Here is a 19040-nt window from a genome sequence, read left to right as displayed (position 1 = left end):
CTTTTTGGGGTCACTTCAAAAAAGGATAAGCGCTCATTTTTCATTTAAGGGCCAGATTGTTAAATAACATGTTAATATGATGAATACGGAAAATGGATTGGTAAAAGATAAAAAAGAGGGTTATTCCCTTCTAAAGATTTGTAACAACAAAAATTATTTTAAAGGAGAACTGTTATGTTTACTATTGGTGAAAGAGTAATGGTATCAAGGGATAATGATAATGAAAATTATGATTCATTCCGTAACAAAGTATTGGTAGTAACTCATATTGCTACTAATAAACAGGAACATAAGGGCTATGATGGAAATTTAGAAGCGCCTTTATACGATCTTGAATTGGAAAATGGTGAAGCTATTAATTGCTCGTTATATGAATATGAATTGGAATATGCAGATTAAAAATGATTAAAAATGGAGGGGTTTTCCCTCCTAAATAACAAACAGGGCTGAACTTTTTACATAAAAGCAAGGAGAAGTCCTCTGTATTTAGTGAGTTAAGGGACCTCTTAGAAAATACATTTAAAACTTGTACACCTAAAATATAATCCTTATTCGTATGTGGCGTAGCCAATTCGCAATAGTTCAAGTTGTTAACCTCCTTTTAGGTTGGGGGCAAAATCCGAAGATGAAGGCGGAATATGGTTTGATTTCGAGAATGCGAAGATCGAGGAAGACTTTGAGAAAGCTGCTTTAAACGTTGTAAATTTACTAAATGTTTCAGACCGTTTATGGATTTCTAAGTTATTCAATTAAAGGGCGCGATTGTTGAAGAAGTCTCTCTTTTCTTATTCAACTAAAGGGCTACTAAAAAGATTGATTTTATGTTATTCCTTTATTTTCTATTATCATGTAAAGTAGGCAATCACCTATGTCTTTCCCTTCGCATACCTTAATCCTATAGAACACATCTCGTTTGAGAGGAGAATTGTTGAACGTGAAAGGGAGAGAATTACATTACTTTGCTGGAGGAAATACGGCAAAAGGATTCTACAGCCTATTTGAATCCAATTTTTCAGTGTTAGAAAAGGTGTTTTTATTAAAAGGTGGACCTGGAAATGGAAAATCAACTTTGATGAAAAATATAGCGGTTGAATTTCTTGAAAAAGGTTTTGATGTGGAGTACATTCATTGTTCTTCAGACTCTGACTCAATTGATGGGATTATTTTTCCTGGGTTAAAAATTGGTCTTGTCGATGGAACGGCACCGCATATTATTGAACCAAAGGTACCTGGTGCAGTCGAAGAGTATATAAATTTAGGGGTAGCGTGGGATTCGCAGCAACTACATGCTAAAAAAGATGAAATAATTCATTTAATCAGTGAAAAAGAAGAAGGGTACAAAGCAGCTTATCAAGCATTTGCAGATGCGCTAGCTATTCATGATGAATGGGAAACCATTTATATATCCAATATGGATTATGAAAAATTAAATGGTTTAACGGAAGATCTGAAATTATTATTCTTTAGAGAAATCGAATTAAATAAGGAATCAAATGTAAGACATCGATTTTTAGGAGCAGCTACACCAAAAGGTGCGGTCGACTTTGTTCCCAATTTAACTGGAGATATTCGAAAACGATACTTTTTAAAAGGTAGACCAGGATCTGGAAAATCAACTCTACTGAAAAAATTAGCTGCAACAGCTGAAAGCAAAGGCTTTGATGTAGAAATATATCATTGTGGTTTTGATCCGAATAGCTTAGATATGTTAATTTTCCGTGAATTAAGTATAGCGATTTTCGATAGTACATCACCACATGAATACTTTCCAAATCGTGAAGGTGATGAAATCATTGATTTATACAACGTAGCTATTTTCCCTGAAACGGATGAAATGTACGAGGAGCAAATTAGCAAAATTTCAGAACGGTATAGAGAAAAGATGAATGAGGGCATTGCATACTTAGCCGAAGCAAAAACATTACATGATGAATTGGAGACTATTTATAAAAAAGCCACTGATTTCAAGGTTATTGAGGATATTCAGAGAAAGATTAAAGATACCATACATTTGTTTGAAAAAGAGTTGGCTGAGTAATTAACTTCAAATAAGTAGAGGTTTTACCCAACTGTTTAAGCAAAAACTAAGTTGAAACACAAACACTTTGGAAGCAAGGAATCAATTTCTTTGGATAATGTTAAGAAATTGTAATGATTAATGAGAACATTTCCTATATCAAAGAAATAGTTCATATAATGACAACTAGAATGAACAATTCCTCCCCTTCAGGTTTGAATAAGTTAAACAAAATCATAATTACGAATAAAATAACCAAGCAAAAAGCATAGTAAAGATTGAAATTCATTTATTAAACTAATAACAATAATTAAACTCCATTTCATTCGAAGAAATAAATTTAACCAATTAGTACTAAAACGAAGGCTGCTCTAATTTTAGGGCGGTCTTTTTTTTATTGTATATTACTATAATCAAAAAGTTATAAGAAAAATTTATCATTATACTTAATTGTTATAAAATTATATTACAAACTTAGTTTTGTTTCAAAACGACATATAAGCATTAGATAAATGTTCAAAAACCAAAATGGTAATACGATTTTGCACAAAAAATAATAATCAATTTGACATGTCATAGGATTGATTATTGTGTATTTTATGAAAAATCCTGTAGAAGACGCTGTGTCTTCTACAGGATTTTTTTTGTCTCATTTTCAACCATTCCCTCTATTTAATCTAAAAAGGGGGAAGTTTAATGAAGAAAAAATGGCTTATTGCAATCGACGCAGGACATGGGAAATTTACACGTGGAAAACAATCACCAGATGGAGAAAGGGAGTGGAATTTTAATAATAAAGTGGTGCAATCTATAGTGAGTGAATTAAATAAACAGCCATTGGTTCAATATGTTCGAGTAGATGATCAGACAGGGAAAACAGATCGTAGCTTAGCTGATCGAGTACAAATCGCTAATCGTAAGAAAGCGGATCTTTATATTTCTGTCCATCATAATGCAAATAATGGTAAATGGGGAAACTGGAGTGGTGTAGAAACATTTGTTATGACGCCAAAAGAAAATAATCTAAAGTCTACGCAATTAGCTGAACTAATCCATCCCAAAGTAGTTACCGCTATGTCACTAAAAGATAGAGGCATAAAAGAATCAAATTTCTATGTATTAAGGGAAACAGAAATGCCTGCTATTTTAATCGAAGGAGGCTTTATGGATTCTCTAATAGATATCAAAAGGTTGAGAGATAATCAACGCTTATCTAAACAAGGTATTGCGATTGCACAAGGAATAATACAATATATTTCATTTGTAAATTCTTTATTAAAAAAGTAAAGTTTTTGTTAGCTAACTGGAACGTAAACAGATAAAATAAAGTTATAAATGTAATAAACTTTACAAAAAAGTACTGGAATTATTGTCTGAAGGAGATGGATATGAAAAAAAGATTAAAAATATCATTTATCATTAATGTTGTATTATTAACAGCGTTGATTACAGTGCTCGTACAAACAAATAGTTTTGCAGTTATGAAAACCAAAATAGGCGAAAGAACTACAGCTACACAATCTGATGTATTGCGACCTGCACACTATGAACAGAGACAAACCTTGTTTGAACGACTTGACGTTACAAAAGAATCAACTGTCATGTTAGGTGATAGCATGATTTTATACAACGAATGGGCAGAAGAATTTACAGAAGGACCTATATTAAACCGTGGTATAGGTGGCGATACAACATTTGGTTTATTAAAAAGATTAGATACAATCACGAACGGACAGCCAAAACGTATCATTATAATGATTGGCATTAATGATATTGCAAAAGGTTATAGTGAAAATCAAATATTAAAAAATTACGATGAAATTTTATCTACAATCGAAGAAAAAAGTCCAAATACAAAAATAATTATCACTTCGGTTTTACCTGTAAATAATGAGCTATACGGTTATAGAATTCATAATCCCCAAGTTATTCATTTAAATAATGACCTCCAAAAATTAGCAAGCAAACATCAAATACCAATGGTCAATATTCATGATCAGTTTCTAAAAGGTGATCAATTGGATTTAAAATATACTAGCGATGGGTTACATTTAAATGGAGCTGGCTATGCTATTTGGGTTAATGCTTTAAAACCTTATATCGAAAAATAGTATTTCTAACAATTAAAAAAGAAAACCGACATAAATAATTGTGTCGGTTTTCTTTTTCTTAATTTCTATTGCTTATTGAAGTATGTTCATTTGTACTATTTATGGTACATTATGAAATTTTGGTGAATTTAGGAACTTGTCTATTATTCAATGCTAAGATAGTAAATAAGTAGGGAAATAAGCGGAAATGTAGAATGTTACATATAAGGAGTGGTTTATCTAATGAGTGAACAATTAGATTTATTTGAATATGTGGATAAGCAAGCGCATTTAAAGTCCATCATTGATCAAATGAAAAGCTTATTACCTGGGCAAGAAATCATCTTTACGAACATTTCGATAAGAAGAACGGATCGTTTTTTCGAGACATTACAAGCGGATGTTTTTCATGAATGTTTTCGTGGACAAGAAGAATGTGTGCAATTTCTCAAAGAATATCTGGATTCTGGACATTTTTTGAAGTGAAGGATATCGTTATTTAGCGTATTTTATTCTTTTTATATCTTTTGTACTGAAAAAGGATTTGTGTGTCATAATGGAGTAAATTAATACGATTGCTGACCAAATAAAATTTCCAATGAATAGTTGTTTATTATAAGAGAGTAGAATTACATAGCTAACAATTCCAAAACTAATAGAATATAAAACCATTAACCAAAATCCCCAAGCTTTTAAATTCATATAGCCATAAATTACGATTAAAGTCACAATTGCTAAAAGAACTCTAAAAAGCTCTTCTGGAAAGTCTGGTATACCCAATCGGTCTACAAGCCCAATCTTATTGGCAACTTGTTGGAAGAAAAACGTGGTGAATATTAATGCGGTGATTCCAAAAATATAAAAATAGCTAATAAGGGTTACACCGATTGGTTTTTTCATTCATTTCCTCCATTCATTACGAATATTGTATAGGAGCGAGCGAGCCCTCATTTCATTACATAACTCAATATATGCTTATATTATCTAATATAACCAAAACAAACGCTGAACTAAAAATTTGTTAGTTTAGCGTTTGTTTTTTGCTAATAAAATGAATGTCTATAAGTAAGTGCTTTAACTTTTGCATTACCGTGTCCGCCGTTCAATTATCGCCATTTGCCTTGTCAAATGATCAAGTTGCTGTTGCATTAGATTCAATTGACGTAGATGTTCTTGTTGAAATTGATTAATTTGTACATTTTGGCTTGGGTTTTCTTGCTTTTCCTCAATCGCAGCAAGAGTTGATAAAACCCCAACAGCATATCCCAATGTAGTAATCACACCGGAGAGTAAATCCAGCTTATCAGAATTTTTGACGGGCGTTTCAATCGTCTTATTAAACTGATTATTAAATTGCTTATTTTTTTCCTTCACACACATACCTCATTTTAGTTAAATTATTATTTAAAATTTCAATGAAGTAACGTCACTAATCGTTAAAAAACAAATTTTTATATTGGAATCCTAATAGATTTTGCTTTACGGTTCGAGCATGTTGATGACAAATATATTGGTAATTCATTGTATTTCATTATCAGATTTTTCTTTAGCATATGACGAATTTTGAACGGTTAGAACGAATAGTATCTAATGAAGGAGGTTACAAAAAAGTTCCGAAAAAAGACAAAAAATAGGCGTAGACATGCTAAAGCAAATAGATGAAGCATTAAATAACAGTAGTAAGTAGAGAAGGGGGGGAGTAATTTGACAGCAGATAAATTTAAGCAATGTATTGCATTATTTGGGGGAATGCTTTCAGCGATCCTTTTATTTCTACAATCAATAGGCGTTACTTCGAATTGGTTTAATAAAGAATCCGTTGATGCCTTTAACCAGATGTTGATATCTGCAGTACCATTCATCCTGGTGGTTTATGGCGTATGGAAAAATAGCTATATTGTCACAAAGAAAGCCAAAAAACAAGAACAGCTATTAAAGGAAAAAGGCTTAAAATAAGTGATCCAATAATCTTTTCACGTATCAATGTGAAAGTTAAAATGGAGAGCGTGTAAAAGACATATCACCTAGCCCTGTTATCAAGAGTGGTGATGGGGCTATCTCTGTGTTTGAATAGTTTTATATATGAGGAAAAAGAACAAACATATGAATAAAAATAATAAAAATAGATGTAATTGAATACTTTCTTCAGCCTAATTTCTTAATAAAAATAACAGATTTGGTATTTGTATCAATCATTCCCCTTCAAATTAATACATATATTCTATGAAGTATAAAAGAGGGGGGAGCATTTCTGAAAGAACAGCTACTAAAGGCAATGAACCGAAATCAATTAGTAACGATGATGTATATGTCCAAAACCGGAGAAATCACGAAAAGACAAGTGAAAATCTTAGATATTAAGGATGAGTCATTTAAAGCGTATTGTTACGTAAAACGTGCACAGCGCACTTTTAAAATTGAACAAGTTCTAGCCATTGTTCCTGTTATACGAAGAGAAAATGAGATCATCTAATTGTATATTGGAAAAAAGCGAAACCATGAAACTTTATGAAGAAAGTTTTATGGTTTCTTCGTTTTCAATGTTAAGTTTCAAGAGAACACAATCATGTAATTTATTTTTACAACCAATTTCCTCTTTGCACTTGTCTCATTAATTGATCCACTTGTTTTTGTAATCGTTCTATTTGTTTTGATTGATCAGATTGATGTGAATTATTTTGAGAGTTTTGTTTAGATGGATTTACTAATTCCTGTAGTGTAATCCCAGCAGCAATGGCTTGTAGACCATCACCTATTGTAGATAGTGTTGATCCAAGCAATGTTAATTTAGCAGCGATAATCTCTGGTGATTCGACGTTTTGGTTATTTTTATAATCATTTTTATTCGCCATTTACAAACCTCCCTCAGTTATTTTATGTTTATTAAATAAAATATGAAAGTTGTCTGCAAATAGTGTGTACATATTAGTAGCTGTTAAGTGTACACAAAAAAAATGGTAAAGGAAACATAAAATAAATGAGCAAATATTCCCCTTTATTTTGATAAAAACAATCCGATAAATTGAACGAAATACAAAATAAAGGGTACAGTCAGGGAAATCTGATGTCACAAAGCTATCAGGGGCTAAGGATTAAATCTATGCCAGCCAGCTGCCGTTACCCATTCAGGAGGAAAAGGTAATGAAAACAAAAGGATTTACTAAGGTTTTATCAAGTGCAGTCGCAATGAGTTTAGTTTTTAGTGCAGCATCATATGCAAGTGCGAAAGGGTCAGATCACGAAAAATCTGAGCATCATCAAAAAGGACAAGCTCAAAAAGAAACTGAAAATTCTACTAAAAATGAAAAAGAAGTAAAAGATCATAGTAAAAAAGAATCAAAGAAAAAAGAATCAAAGAAAAAAGTATCTTCAAAATCTGGTAAAGCAATTGAAAAAAGATTAAATCAAGCTGAGACAAATATCAACAAACTGACTAAATCCATTAACTCATTTTTTGGTGTAAATGAAGATGGTACAGTAGATAAAGATTTAAGTAAAAAAGAAGCATCCAAAAAATATAATAGTTATAAAGGAAAATTGAACGCGGAGATCAATAAGCTTCGTGCAACTGACAAACAATTATTATCTGACAAAAGAAAGAATCGATTAAGTGCTGAAGAATACGAAGCATTATCAACAAAATCAAAAGAATTAAATCAGTTAGCACAAGAGGAAATCAAACGAGTAAAAACTCTAGCTACAGAAGCTTCTACACCAAAAACAGATGATCAAGATCAACAAAATGGTACAAATGATCAAACTGAATCTGATGAACAAACAGAAAAATCTGATTCAGAGAATGAACAAGCTGATTCAAATGTTGAAGATAAAGATGAACAAGGTGATTCACAAGATAAAGTGGAATCAAATGATGAAACTAAATCTGATGAAGCTCCAACTCAATCTAATATAAAAGCATAAGAATAATAGAATAGTATAAAAAAGTCAGCATTATTGTGAATGCTGGCTTTTTTTATGAATAAAGTTGGAAATGGATTCTTTATTTATTAAAAATGTTTAGCAGTGGTTAAAACTGTCGCACTGTAACATAAGATAGTATATCTCAAAAAAAATCATTTTTTTGATTAATAGTATTTATCAGGTTTCTGCATGAAGTGGAATTAGCTCCGCTTTCCGTGGGCGAACTGACGAGCCTCCTCGCTTGTGCTCCTGCATCGCTTCGCTAGCTTCGTCGCAGAGAAAATCTCGCTCCGGGGTCTCGTCCAGCTCGTTTTCCCACAGGAGTCTCCGCTAATTCCACTTCAACTAAGATGGTTAACAAGATTCTTATCATAAAAATCAAGTTCCTTCACTACGTTCCTGAGGGGGGGCAACTCAAGCTTTTTATATAAGACTTTAAATAAACCTCACTAAATGGGAAAACTAATTGTTTCAGCATAAAAAATCTTGAATTCTAAAATTGCTTGAATTTAGGTTTGTACATTTATTTTTTTCGAGAAAATGCATTTACTATCATTGAAGTATATTTGAAAGGTGGCAAAATAATGGATACATCTGTTCAAGGGTTAATAGCTAACTCTATTAAACGTGTTGGTGCTATTAATGCAAATGTACGGAGACGCATGGAAATAATAATCAAACTTTGTCACAAACGTGGTATATGTGTCATTTTTACGCAAGGCATGCGTTCAATGGAAAATCAAGCTAAATTGTACGGCCAGGGGCGATCGAATTACCATTATAATGGAGTAGATTATAGTCAACCAAGTAATCCAATTGTAACGAACGCAAATCCAGGAAAGAGTGTTCATAATTATGGGCTAGCCATAGATTTTGCTATTGTTAATGAAAGCAAGGAGATAATTTGGGATACTAAGGCCGATTTTAATCAAAATGGTATACCAGATTGGATAGAAGTGGTCACGGAAGCAAAAAAGCTTGGTTTTAACTGGGGTGGAGACTGGAAAACATTTCAAGATTTTTCTCACCTTGAATGGATAGGGAACCTAACATACAATCAAATTTTTAATGGGGAAAAGCCGAAATTTCCTTCCCTTATTAAAAAAGAAAGTACAAACGATTACTATCAATCAGAGAAAGGAAAATATAAAACATTAAAAACTTGTTATGTATTCAGTGGTTTAGTATTTAGTAGATCCCAAAAGTTAAAAATCCTTAAAAAGGGACTAACAATTAATGCAGTTGATGTAATTAAAAGTAGTAAATCGTATCGTTTAAAAATAATAGTCGATGGTAACGTAGGCTATGTTTCATCTAAAAAAACAATTGTTGAAAAAATACCTGATTCTAAATATCACACAGTCGTAAGTGGAGAAACCTTAACTGGCATAGCAGCTAAATATAAAACAACGATTGATCAAATAGTAAAATTAAATAAGGATATAAAAAATATCGATTTGATATATGTAGGACAGAAGATTCGAGTATTATAAATAGATTTTAATCTATTTAGTTATTACTAAAAATATCAATTATATCCGCTCAATTTTACTCGAATTATTAAAAGAAAAAATTACATGAAAAATTCTATCAAGAGTAAAAAAGATGAAATAATATAAAAGTACATATACAATAAAAGAGTGAAAACCTTTAAATCAAGGTAATATAAGATTTCGAAAGAGGATGAAACCATGAGTAACGCATACGAAGAATATATGCAAGGCATTGTAAAACCAATGCGTGAAGAGTTAGTGAATGTTGGCTTCACAGAGTTAAAAACATCTGATGAAGTCGCTGACCACATGCAAGAATCAAAAGGAACATCACTTATTGTGATTAATTCAATTTGTGGTTGCGCAGCAGGTCTTGCACGTCCTGCAGTAGCCGCAGCAATTGAAAAAGCAGAACATAAACCAAATCATTTAGTTACTGTTTTTGCAGGCCAAGATCGTGAAGCAACTGCACAAATGCGTAGTTTCTTTGAAGAAGTACCACCAAGTTCACCATCTGTTGCAATTTGGAAAGATGGAAACTTAGCTTACTTTATTCCACGTGAACAAATAGAAGGTTTTTCAATGGAACAAGTTCGCGATCATTTAACAGGCGTACTTGATCAAGTATGTACGAAGTAAAAACAATCGTTACGACTGCAGGGCGCCCAGATGATGAGTCACTTCAATTAGCTGAAATAGCTTGTCACTCACTTCAGGTCCCTTTTGTAGAAAGAAGAAAAAGATCTATTAAGAAAATTGCAGAACTTGCACATGCAAATGTGATTGTAGCAGGAAAACATCGTTTTGAATATTACCCTCTAGGTACAAAAGAGGCGTTTTTCTTCCATCCAAGTTCTGCAGCATTTCGTTTAAAACGTGTAGCGCGTGGTGAACATGATCCCCTTTTGGATGCGGTCCAATTGAAAGATGGAGATTCATTTATCGATTGCACTTTAGGAATCGGCTCTGACAGTATGCTAGCAGCTTTTGCTGTTGGCCAATCTGGGAAAGTAGTTGGATGTGAAGGTAATCAGAATGTGGCGTTTATCGTCAAAGAGGGGATGAAACGTTACGATATTTCGCAGCTACCTTTGCTAAAATGTATGGAAAGAATAACTGTTATTCCAAGTTTAGCCATCGATTTTTTAAAGCAGCAACCAGATCATTCATTTGATGTTGTTTATATGGATCCCATGTTTGAAGAAACGATCGAGGAGTCAATAAACTTTGCCCCTTTACGGAATGCTGGATTACATGATTCATTAAATGATGAGTGGATTAATGAGGCAAAACGTGTGGCAAGGAAACGTGTTGTTCTAAAAGCACATTACCGATCTCCATTATTTGAGCAATTTCATTTCAAACGAGATATCCGTCAAGCTGCTAAATTCCATTATGGGATCATTGAAATAGAAGAATAATACGCTAAAGAACCTGCGATTTAGTTGATCGCAGGTTCTTTTAATATTCTACTATCTTGAGCTAACCCCACGCAGAAACTTAGTGGTGGCCCCTGAAACAGTAAAAATAGATGGAAATTAATAATAAAAAACTTGTAAAGCTATCCTTAGTGATGTGGAATTAGCGAAGAGTCCTCGAAAATGCATTCGCATTTTCTTCGTGCGATGTAAATTCAGTGAAGTTTATTCAATGTCCTGCGGGAATGCGAGACAGTTGAGATCCCGCAGGCAGCGAAAATTCTTTTTGCAATGCAAAAAGAATTTTCTGCGACGAGTAATCGTAGGAGCAAATGTTTTAGCTGCCGAGGAGGCTCAACGCTCGCCCGCGGAAAGCGAAGCTAATTCCACATCATGCAGCAAGCAGATTAATAATTTAATATTTGTATCTGAAATTTCATCATTTGGGTGGGGTGTAGGCTTTCAATTTTTGTTGGTAGCGAAACCATATTTAGGAAATGGAGCAGTATTAATGACAAATTCTGATTTAGGTGTTCATCAAATGGAAGATATTATTGGAGAAATATATCATTCCATTACATATTAAATGTTTCTTCTGCAATTAAAGCGAGCATAGTTATCATTTCGCGGTTCCCAAAATTTCATGTGATAAAAAGTTTTAATTCATTAGGTTAATTTTATGCTTTCTAGTTATTTTGATTTTGCGAATTGATAAATAATTAGGACAATCATCCTTCTTTATTTCAGAGCTAACAATTCGTTATAATAATTTTATAAGGAGTTGTTTGTATGAAGATCGTTGTTTTCGGGGCTTCTGGTAGAGTAGGGCAACATGTTGTTAGATTAGCACTTGATAAAGGGATTGAAGTGACAGCATTTGTACGTACACCTTCTAAGTTACAAATTTCACATCCATATTTACATATCTATCACGGCAATGCTTTACATGCAGATGATGTTTCGGCTGCAATCGAGGGTCATGACGCAATTGTATCCTGTCTTGCATCGAGTAAAGGATTAAAAGAATCGACTGAACTTGGCAAAATGGTTAAAAATATCGTTTTAGGTATGGAGACACATTTTGTGAAAAGAATAGTTTACTTAGCATCTGCAGGAATTGATGGAGAAATACCAGGAATTTCGGGAAAGATGATTATGAAAACATTAAAGTATCCATTAAGCGATCATCGAAATGCCGTTGACACAATTATCAACTATAATTTGGATTATACAATCGTTAGACCGATGGGGTTAACAAATGATGATGCATCTGGAAAATATCGAGAAGCAGTAGAGGGAATTCCTGAAAAAGGAAAAAGTATTGCACGCGCAGACGTTGCGAATTTTATCATAAAGGCATTGGATAATCCGAAATATATTAACCAATCTGTAAGTATTGCGAACTAATTAAAAAGAACTATGAGTATAAACCTCCCATAGTTCGATTTGAAGTAATATGGAATGCATTAGTCTGTAATACAAAGAGACATTAAATAGAATAATAGCGCTAAAAATCCAATTCCGATTGCAATTGACATTAAAATTTGCCCTCCTTCTGTACAAAAACGAACATATTATTTCTAACTAATTGTACAATGATTTACAAAAAGATGAAACCTTTACTTACAAAATTCGTATATAGTATAAATGAGATGTTTTAAAAATGTTCAAAAGTAGGTGAAATAGATATGAAAAACTGGATTCAAAAATTATTAGTTTCAACAGTTGCAGTTTTAACACTCGGCGTTATCACACCTAGCCACTCAATATGGGAAAACATATTAGAACATAGCGGAAACAATAAAACCCAACTATCTAAGCAATCTATTGATACCCAAAATTACATAGATACAGTTTATCAAGATGATACACTAAATGATAAAACTGCATTTTCTGAAAATGTTTTAGAACAAGCAAAAGAACAAGCATACATGAAATTCGGGAGTAAAATCGGTCCGAAAATTAGCAATGAGTTTGACCATATTATTTTCCCTAAAATCGAAGAAGCTATTCATATGACTTTTGAAAATGTCGATCAAAATGACATGAAAAACTTAGCAATTAGTGAAAAGCCAAGCGGTAATTACTCAGAAAAAATGTTCCACATTTATAACGAAGCATCAGGCGAAGACGTTATCCGTTTCCATGTAAGAACAGAAAATCGCCCATTCGACGGTTATTACTATAATTTTCATTATCACACATCCACAGACAATTTTGTTTCACACTATAACTTAGGTGAAATCTACTGGTCTAAGGATACGCCACCTAAGTGGTTATCATAAAAAAACACCCCTAAATGTTAGAAACCAACTAACATTTACGGGGTTTTTTATTGCAACAAGAATAGAAAAGCGACCTAGTAGTACATGTATTTTTCTGATAAAAGTAAATTATCGAAGGTATATTCCGAAATATCTTTACTATTCAAGAAATCCCATAGAATGACAAGTTTTAATTTATTTTTAGAAATTTTGGCATGTTGTACAAATTATCTTGCATACGCTAAAAGGATGTTAAAAAGAAGGGAAGTGAGATTTAATTTGGTGAAATATAAAAACAATTGGATTCCAATAAAAACAGTGGAAGAAATGGTAAATACCGATTACGATGTTCTCATTGTGGGATCCGGCCCTGGTGGGGCTGCAACATTATCACGCTTATGCGAATTATGGAAAAACCAAGGTGCAAAAAAAATTGGAATACTTGAGCAGGGTGATAAATTATTTCATTCACACTCACTGAACTTACCAACACAAAACGTAAATAATGCGAGGGATGTTCTTCTTGCTGATAATTCGACTACTTTTGAGAAACATTTACCTCAATTTTCTGGAGCCAGAATGGTTTATGCACTTGGTGGACGGTCATTATTTTGGAATGCTGCAACTCCTAGACCTATTGAAAGTGAGACAAACAAATGGCCAATTCCTAGAAGAGAATTAAATGTGTATTTTGGAATGGCAGAAAAATTATTGCATACGACCATGCATTATGCAGAGGGGTCTTCTATACAAAATGTGATGTTAAAGCGGCTTCATGCAAATGGTATTGATGAAGCAATCGATCTGCCATTGGCATTTGATATGATGGGATCTTATCAAGGGCAAGTTCGCTCTAACCCTTGGTATAGTTCCATCAATGCACTTGCTGCTGCAATGTTTGATCGTCCATATGACCTCGCATTAAACGCCAATGTATCACGAGTTTTCGAAAACAACGGCAGAATTGCTGGTGTAGAAGTTTATACAGCTGATAAAATGGCACATACCATCTATGCAAAAAATGTTGTGTTATCAGCAAGTACATTAGAAACACCACGTATATTATTGAATTCTGGTATTAAAGGCCGCGCTATTGGTCATTATTTAACTGGTCACGTGTCGATAATTGCAACAGGAACAATCGACAGAGGCTTTTTCTCTGATCATAGCGGAAATGTTGCAATCTTGAAAGCTGAAACAGATGAAGCACCCTATCAAATTCAAATTCTTGGACCGGATCAATATTTTTCTTATCAGCAGGTTGAAGATAAGAAATTAAAAAATACGTTAGGTATTGTTTACACATCATTTGGCCGAGTTGAACCTCGCTTCGAAAATCACGTTTACTTAGATCCTTATGAGAAAGATGAGTTTGGAATGCCATTATTCCAAGTTGAGTATTCTTTATCAAACAAAGATAATCAAGTAGCTGAACAAGTAAAGCAAGGAATTATAGATTCTGCCAATGCAATGGGTGTAACTTTAGATCCTTCTACTCCTTTAGAGTTACGCTCACCTGGAAGTGATATGCATGAATCTTCTACATGTCGAATGGGTGATGACCCAGATACATCTGTGACAAACCCTCATAGTCAAGTTCACAATGTGGAAGGCTTATATGTGGCTGATAATAGTGTACTCCCAAGACTAACTGCTGCAGGTCCAGTCCTAACAAATACTGCCTTAGCTATTAGATTAGCTGATTATATAGTTCGTCAATCAAGTTAAACATTTGTGAGTCGAGAATTCATTAACGTAGTTATTATAATAAGTCTAATTAATATCAGTAAAAAGTGTGTATTCCATCAATTAATACAAAAATGAAGCTTGATGCATTTCGTATCTAGCTATTAAGGCTACTGTATTTCTAATTTCAAGAATAATAGTCGTGGAAATGCAAAAAGTCGGATGTGAATGAAAACATCCGACTTTAATTTTCCAAAGCGAAAAATTAGCTTCAATTCTTTATTCTAGATAATTCTTTTAATTATTTTTTGGGGTCATAACATCTCCTAAATATTCTCCATTCTTCGGATTATAAAAGATTTCGGCATTTTGATTATTTATTTTGCCGTCAACACCGAGAAAAATATATTTTTCATCTCGTACTAATCTAAAGTGATAACCATGAGAAAATGAATCATCTCTCGGAAGTAATTTAAACTTTTCAATAGCTGAATTAACTATATTAGTACTATCTATCTTTATTTCCGAATCTGGAATAGTAAATTCCTCTGAGCTGTCAATTATTCTATATCTTTTAAGTTTTCCTTTTTCAATAATTACTACCATATTATGATTAACAGTGGGTAAAGAAAAGGCACCTTGCCAATTCATTTTTTTCCCATTTCGTCCGCTTATTATCCCGTCATCAACACTATTAAAAAATAAAAGAATTGCTTTCTTATCAAACTTTTTACCTTGACTTAACCCCAAATTATAGGCTTCTATAAGAGATATTTCTTTTTCTGGTAACGAATTAAATGATTTTACGTCATATAATCCGTTTTCTACTTTTTCAGAAGTGTAACTTACACTTGTCATTTCTTGAGTTTTATTTAAATAAATAAGAAATGTGATGCTAGTCCCAACTAAAAGAACTAATAAGATGAGTTTTCTATAAAATATATTCCACCAGCCCCTTTAATAAAATACGTAATATGGAATTTTGTGTTATATTTCTATATATGAAGTGAAAAAAGAATTCATTAGCAAAAAGTACAATTAAGCGAAATATTGTAATTTGCTGGCAACGACCGTACAGACTAAAAGTGGTTTTTGGCTGGTTTTGTTTATTTTTTAAGGGAATCACTCTGTGGTAACGTTAACCGTATTGCTAAAATGGATACTCAAAATCGCTTAGCAGAATTTTTGGAAATGTATATAAAATTGACAGTAAAATAAAAAAATAAAAACGTATGTGAGAAAATTTGGAGGAAAAAAGTGCCTAATATCGATAAAGTAATTGAAGTATTTGAAGGTATACAGCAAGCCTATAATACATTAATTACGATTCCTGCTGTATTATTATGGATAGTGATTGGAATTTATTCTCTAGTAGATATTCTAAAAAATAAAAAAACATTCTCTTTTATTGGCTTCATTGGGAGAGGGACTTTCTTCTTTGTTTCATTGTCTATTGTGTTTTTTTTATGTATTAATATTATGAAAGCTGATTTCTCGTTGAATGAAAAGCAATGGAAAGATAATTATCTAGATCCTTATATAAATTCATTGTCTGAAAATAAAGTGGATGTAAAAGATTTTTCGCAAATACTTGAAATGAATTCGAATGAAAATAAAAAAATTAAATCAATATATTTAAATGATAAAGTTAAACCTATATGGATGGAATTAAATTTAATAGATAAAAATAACTCTTCAAAAAAAATATCAGTTCAGACTATTATTCGAAAAGAACCTATTGAAAATCCATATTTAACCTATAAATTAATAAATAAAAATATATCAGATAAATATAGAAAAGATATTTTTTATGAAACAATTTTACACATCCCCGAGGAATATAAAGTTTTAGACCCTTCTAATTAAAAAAGTAGCATCCCTAACGGATCCGCTAGATAATTACCTTATTTCGTAAATAAAAACCGACAGTGATTCAAACTGTCGGTTTTTATATTAATCATAAATAGCACTTCAATATTAGTCTTTGACCATGCTTTTAGATAGAATTCAGCTTTATTCGACCAAATCCCTTTCATCCCAAACTAGGCATTGACCAGTTCTAATGTTTTACCTGGCATTGGCGAAGATAGATAGTAGATGTGGTTTCTTTTCATGTTAATCAAAAGATAATGGGTAAGAAAAGGATATCCAACACAAATAATAATGACAAGCGACAAAAATGGTAACAAAGGTTAACTAAAAACAATAAATGAACTACCCAAATTAATACACCAAACCTAGACCTACAAATACCAACTAGAGTAAATCAATATTCATAATTTATTTACGACAATTATCGTCAATGTTATCATTAAAAATAGTATGTAAATTGGAGGCTATAATTGATGAAACAATACTTAGACCTTTGCCGCCATATTTTAGAAAATGGTAATGATAAGGGAGACCGTACTGGAACGGGAACATGGAGTGTTTTTGGTTATCAAATGAGATTTAACTTGCAAGATGGTTTTCCATTGATGACTACGAAAAAAACAGCGTTTCGATTAATTGCCACAGAATTATTGTGGTTTTTAAAAGGAGATACGAATGTTCGTACATTAATCGCGCAAAATAATCATATATGGGACGAATGGGCTTTTGAAAAATGGGTTCAAAGTAAAGAATATAATGGACCGGATATGACAGACTTTGGTCATCGTGTGTTGCAAGACGAAATGTTCAAACAACAATATGAAGAACAAATGCAGATTTTCCAAAAGAATATATTAGAAGAAGAAGCTTTTGCCGAAAAATTTGGAGATCTTGGCCCAGTTTATGGGAAGCAATGGCGTTCATGGCCAGATGCAAAAGGTGGAACTATTGATCAAATTCACAATGTTATTGAATCCATTAAAAAGAATCCAAATTCAAGACGTCATATTGTAACAGCATGGAATCCAGCAGAGGTTGATAATATGGCATTACCACCATGTCATTCGCTTTTCCAATTCTATGTTGCAGATGGTAAACTCTCCTGCCAATTATATCAACGAAGCGCAGATGTTTTTCTAGGAGTACCTTTTAATATTGCTTCATATGCATTATTAACGCACCTAATCGCCAAAGAATGTGGACTAGAGGTTGGAGATTTTGTACATACTTTGGGAGATGCACATATTTACAAAAATCACTTAAAACAGGTGAATGAACAACTTTCTCGTACACCGAGAACTTTACCAAAATTAGTGATCAAAACGGACAAGGATTCAATCTTTGATTATGAAATGGCGGATTTAGTCATTGAAGGTTACGATCCTTATCCGCGAATTGCTGCACCTATTTCAGTGTAAGGGAGGTTCAAATAGATGATTTCATTTATTGTTGCCTATGATGAAAATCGCGTGATGGGCTATAATAATTCGATGCCTTGGCATTTACCAGGAGACTTGGCATATTTCAAAAAAACAACAATGGGTAAACCAATGATCATGGGACGTAAAACGTTCGAATCGATTGGAAAAGCTTTGCCTGGAAGAACGAATATTGTTATTACTAGAGATCTGAATTACAACGCTGAGGGAATTATAGTTGTTCATTCTTTTGAAGAAGCTTTAGAAGTGGCAGAGAAGGAAGAGAAAGAAATAATGGTAATCGGAGGAGAGCAAATTTTCCGTTTAGCTCTTCCAATTGCTGATGTCTTGTATGTAACGAAAATTCAGCATGCGTTTCAAGGTGATACATTTTTCCCGGAATTTAGTGATGAATGGAAGAAAGTGTCCGAATCTGAAGAGTTTTCAACAAAAGATGGTATAAAGTTTTCATATATAATCTATAAAAAGTAGAGCTTTTGAATGTTTTATAGAATGAATAGAGTGACTATATTAGTATAGTCACTCTATTTTATTAGGAAGCGCTTGCCTTATTGAAGTTTTCGAAAATTGATGTTAGTTGCTTTAAAAGCTTATAACAATGAAAAAGATATACATCTAATTATTCTCATTAAACGTATTTAAAAGAGGGTGCTACCTTGATATGGTAGCGCTTTTTGTCTACCTTAATATATATAATAACTTTGCTATGATTAAAAATGAAAATCAATTAATAGATTTCGACAAATTTAGAATAAGATTGACAAATGTCACATGTCCTTTATTTCAAAAGCTAGTACTATAAATGATAGGGCTTTTAGTTTACTAAGTACGCAAAATCAT

The 19040-nt window shown here is 32.7% G+C and carries 21 protein-coding genes, 1 pseudogene and 1 riboswitch; of the genes and pseudogenes, 18 read left to right on the top strand and 4 right to left on the bottom strand.

The features are described 5' to 3' along the window. Positions 1 to 174 precede the first annotated feature (174 nt). The 5 genes from ABE048_RS13205 to ABE048_RS13185 all read left to right on the top strand — a co-directional run bounded on the left by ABE048_RS13205 (position 175) and on the right by ABE048_RS13185 (position 4593). Positions 175 to 399, top strand: a complete 225-nt coding sequence (locus ABE048_RS13205; protein ID WP_430311719.1) for a hypothetical protein — start codon at positions 175 to 177, stop codon at positions 397 to 399. 535 nt (positions 400 to 934) lie between these two features. Continuing rightward, complete coding sequence (locus tag ABE048_RS13200) at positions 935 to 2038, top strand: PRK06851 family protein (protein WP_430311722.1); 1104 nt, start codon at positions 935 to 937, stop codon at positions 2036 to 2038. Between the two features lie 675 nt (positions 2039 to 2713). Beyond that, the gene (locus ABE048_RS13195) at positions 2714 to 3304 is read left to right on the top strand and encodes an N-acetylmuramoyl-L-alanine amidase family protein (protein WP_430311718.1); all 591 of its coding nucleotides are present in this window, start codon (positions 2714 to 2716) and stop codon (positions 3302 to 3304) included. 101 nt (positions 3305 to 3405) lie between these two features. After that, positions 3406 to 4128 (top strand): GDSL-type esterase/lipase family protein, encoded by a 723-nt coding sequence (locus tag ABE048_RS13190; protein ID WP_430311717.1) that lies wholly within the window; start codon positions 3406 to 3408, stop codon positions 4126 to 4128. A gap of 222 nt (positions 4129 to 4350) precedes the next feature. Beyond that, positions 4351 to 4593: a hypothetical protein gene (locus ABE048_RS13185; RefSeq protein WP_430311716.1), complete on the top strand. Its 243-nt coding sequence runs from the start codon at positions 4351 to 4353 to the stop codon at positions 4591 to 4593. 9 nt (positions 4594 to 4602) lie between these two features. Here the strand turns inward: ABE048_RS13185 and ABE048_RS13180 are convergent, their stop codons facing one another. Together ABE048_RS13180 and ABE048_RS13175 are read right to left on the bottom strand one after the other, a co-directional pair. Continuing rightward, a complete protein-coding gene (locus ABE048_RS13180; protein ID WP_430311715.1) occupies positions 4603 to 5007 on the bottom strand; it encodes a hypothetical protein in 405 nt (134 codons plus the stop codon). 186 nt (positions 5008 to 5193) lie between these two features. Further along, positions 5194 to 5481 carry a hypothetical protein gene (locus ABE048_RS13175; RefSeq protein ID WP_430311714.1) on the bottom strand — a complete coding sequence of 96 codons (288 nt, stop codon included), beginning with the start codon at positions 5479 to 5481 and terminating at the stop codon, positions 5194 to 5196. 330 nt (positions 5482 to 5811) lie between these two features. Between ABE048_RS13175 and ABE048_RS13170 the strand changes: the two genes are divergently transcribed. Both ABE048_RS13170 and ABE048_RS13165 read left to right on the top strand, forming a co-directional pair. Beyond that, complete coding sequence (locus tag ABE048_RS13170; RefSeq protein ID WP_430311713.1) at positions 5812 to 6063, top strand: phage holin; 252 nt, start codon at positions 5812 to 5814, stop codon at positions 6061 to 6063. Positions 6064 to 6382: 319 nt separating this feature from the next. Further along, positions 6383 to 6580: a transcriptional regulator gene (locus tag ABE048_RS13165; RefSeq protein WP_430311712.1), complete on the top strand. Its 198-nt coding sequence runs from the start codon at positions 6383 to 6385 to the stop codon at positions 6578 to 6580. 106 nt (positions 6581 to 6686) lie between these two features. Here ABE048_RS13165 and ABE048_RS13160 read toward each other — a convergent pair whose 3' ends face one another. Then, complete coding sequence (locus tag ABE048_RS13160; RefSeq protein WP_430311711.1) at positions 6687 to 6959, bottom strand: translation initiation factor 2; 273 nt, start codon at positions 6957 to 6959, stop codon at positions 6687 to 6689. Between the two features lie 182 nt (positions 6960 to 7141). Then, positions 7142 to 7226, top strand: a riboswitch (cyclic di-GMP riboswitch). Between the two features lie 22 nt (positions 7227 to 7248). Between ABE048_RS13160 and ABE048_RS13155 the strand changes: the two genes are divergently transcribed. From ABE048_RS13155 to ABE048_RS13120, 8 genes and pseudogenes are all read left to right on the top strand, one after another. After that, positions 7249 to 8028: a hypothetical protein gene (locus tag ABE048_RS13155; RefSeq protein WP_430311710.1), complete on the top strand. Its 780-nt coding sequence runs from the start codon at positions 7249 to 7251 to the stop codon at positions 8026 to 8028. A 584-nt stretch (positions 8029 to 8612) separates the two neighbouring features. Next, complete coding sequence (locus ABE048_RS13150) at positions 8613 to 9521, top strand: M15 family metallopeptidase (RefSeq protein WP_430311709.1); 909 nt, start codon at positions 8613 to 8615, stop codon at positions 9519 to 9521. A gap of 198 nt (positions 9522 to 9719) precedes the next feature. Further along, positions 9720 to 10160: a BrxA/BrxB family bacilliredoxin gene (locus ABE048_RS13145; protein WP_430311708.1), complete on the top strand. Its 441-nt coding sequence runs from the start codon at positions 9720 to 9722 to the stop codon at positions 10158 to 10160. Beyond that, the gene (locus tag ABE048_RS13140) at positions 10148 to 10942 is read left to right on the top strand and encodes a class I SAM-dependent methyltransferase (protein WP_430311707.1); all 795 of its coding nucleotides are present in this window, start codon (positions 10148 to 10150) and stop codon (positions 10940 to 10942) included. Before ABE048_RS13145 ends, ABE048_RS13140 begins: the two co-directional genes overlap by 13 nt. A 391-nt stretch (positions 10943 to 11333) precedes the next feature. After that, positions 11334 to 11525: pseudogene (locus tag ABE048_RS13135) on the top strand (hypothetical protein); the annotation flags it as partial. A 203-nt stretch (positions 11526 to 11728) separates the two neighbouring features. Continuing rightward, positions 11729 to 12346 (top strand): NAD(P)-dependent oxidoreductase, encoded by a 618-nt coding sequence (locus ABE048_RS13130; protein WP_430311706.1) that lies wholly within the window; start codon positions 11729 to 11731, stop codon positions 12344 to 12346. 281 nt (positions 12347 to 12627) lie between these two features. After that, the gene (locus ABE048_RS13125; RefSeq protein WP_430311705.1) at positions 12628 to 13224 is read left to right on the top strand and encodes a YpjP family protein; all 597 of its coding nucleotides are present in this window, start codon (positions 12628 to 12630) and stop codon (positions 13222 to 13224) included. A gap of 261 nt (positions 13225 to 13485) precedes the next feature. Next, positions 13486 to 14931: a GMC oxidoreductase gene (locus ABE048_RS13120; protein ID WP_430311721.1), complete on the top strand. Its 1446-nt coding sequence runs from the start codon at positions 13486 to 13488 to the stop codon at positions 14929 to 14931. A gap of 255 nt (positions 14932 to 15186) precedes the next feature. Here ABE048_RS13120 and ABE048_RS13115 read toward each other — a convergent pair whose 3' ends face one another. Next, positions 15187 to 15747: a hypothetical protein gene (locus tag ABE048_RS13115; protein WP_430311704.1), complete on the bottom strand. Its 561-nt coding sequence runs from the start codon at positions 15745 to 15747 to the stop codon at positions 15187 to 15189. Between the two features lie 399 nt (positions 15748 to 16146). On the opposite strand from ABE048_RS13115, the gene ABE048_RS13110 reads away from it, so the two are divergent. From ABE048_RS13110 to ABE048_RS13100, 3 genes are all read left to right on the top strand, one after another. Continuing rightward, complete coding sequence (locus ABE048_RS13110) at positions 16147 to 16755, top strand: hypothetical protein (RefSeq protein ID WP_430311703.1); 609 nt, start codon at positions 16147 to 16149, stop codon at positions 16753 to 16755. 479 nt (positions 16756 to 17234) lie between these two features. Further along, positions 17235 to 18179, top strand: coding sequence for a thymidylate synthase (locus tag ABE048_RS13105; RefSeq protein ID WP_430311702.1), 945 nt, complete (start codon positions 17235 to 17237; stop codon positions 18177 to 18179). 15 nt (positions 18180 to 18194) lie between these two features. Continuing rightward, complete coding sequence (locus ABE048_RS13100; protein WP_430311701.1) at positions 18195 to 18671, top strand: dihydrofolate reductase; 477 nt, start codon at positions 18195 to 18197, stop codon at positions 18669 to 18671. Positions 18672 to 19040: the final 369 nt, after the last annotated feature.

The sequence above is a fragment of the Rummeliibacillus pycnus genome (assembly GCF_050459865.1).
Lineage (GTDB): Bacteria > Bacillota > Bacilli > Bacillales_A > Planococcaceae > Rummeliibacillus > Rummeliibacillus pycnus_B.
The sequence above is the reverse complement of the archived record's forward strand: the minus strand, read 5'-3'. Positions and strand labels throughout refer to the sequence as shown.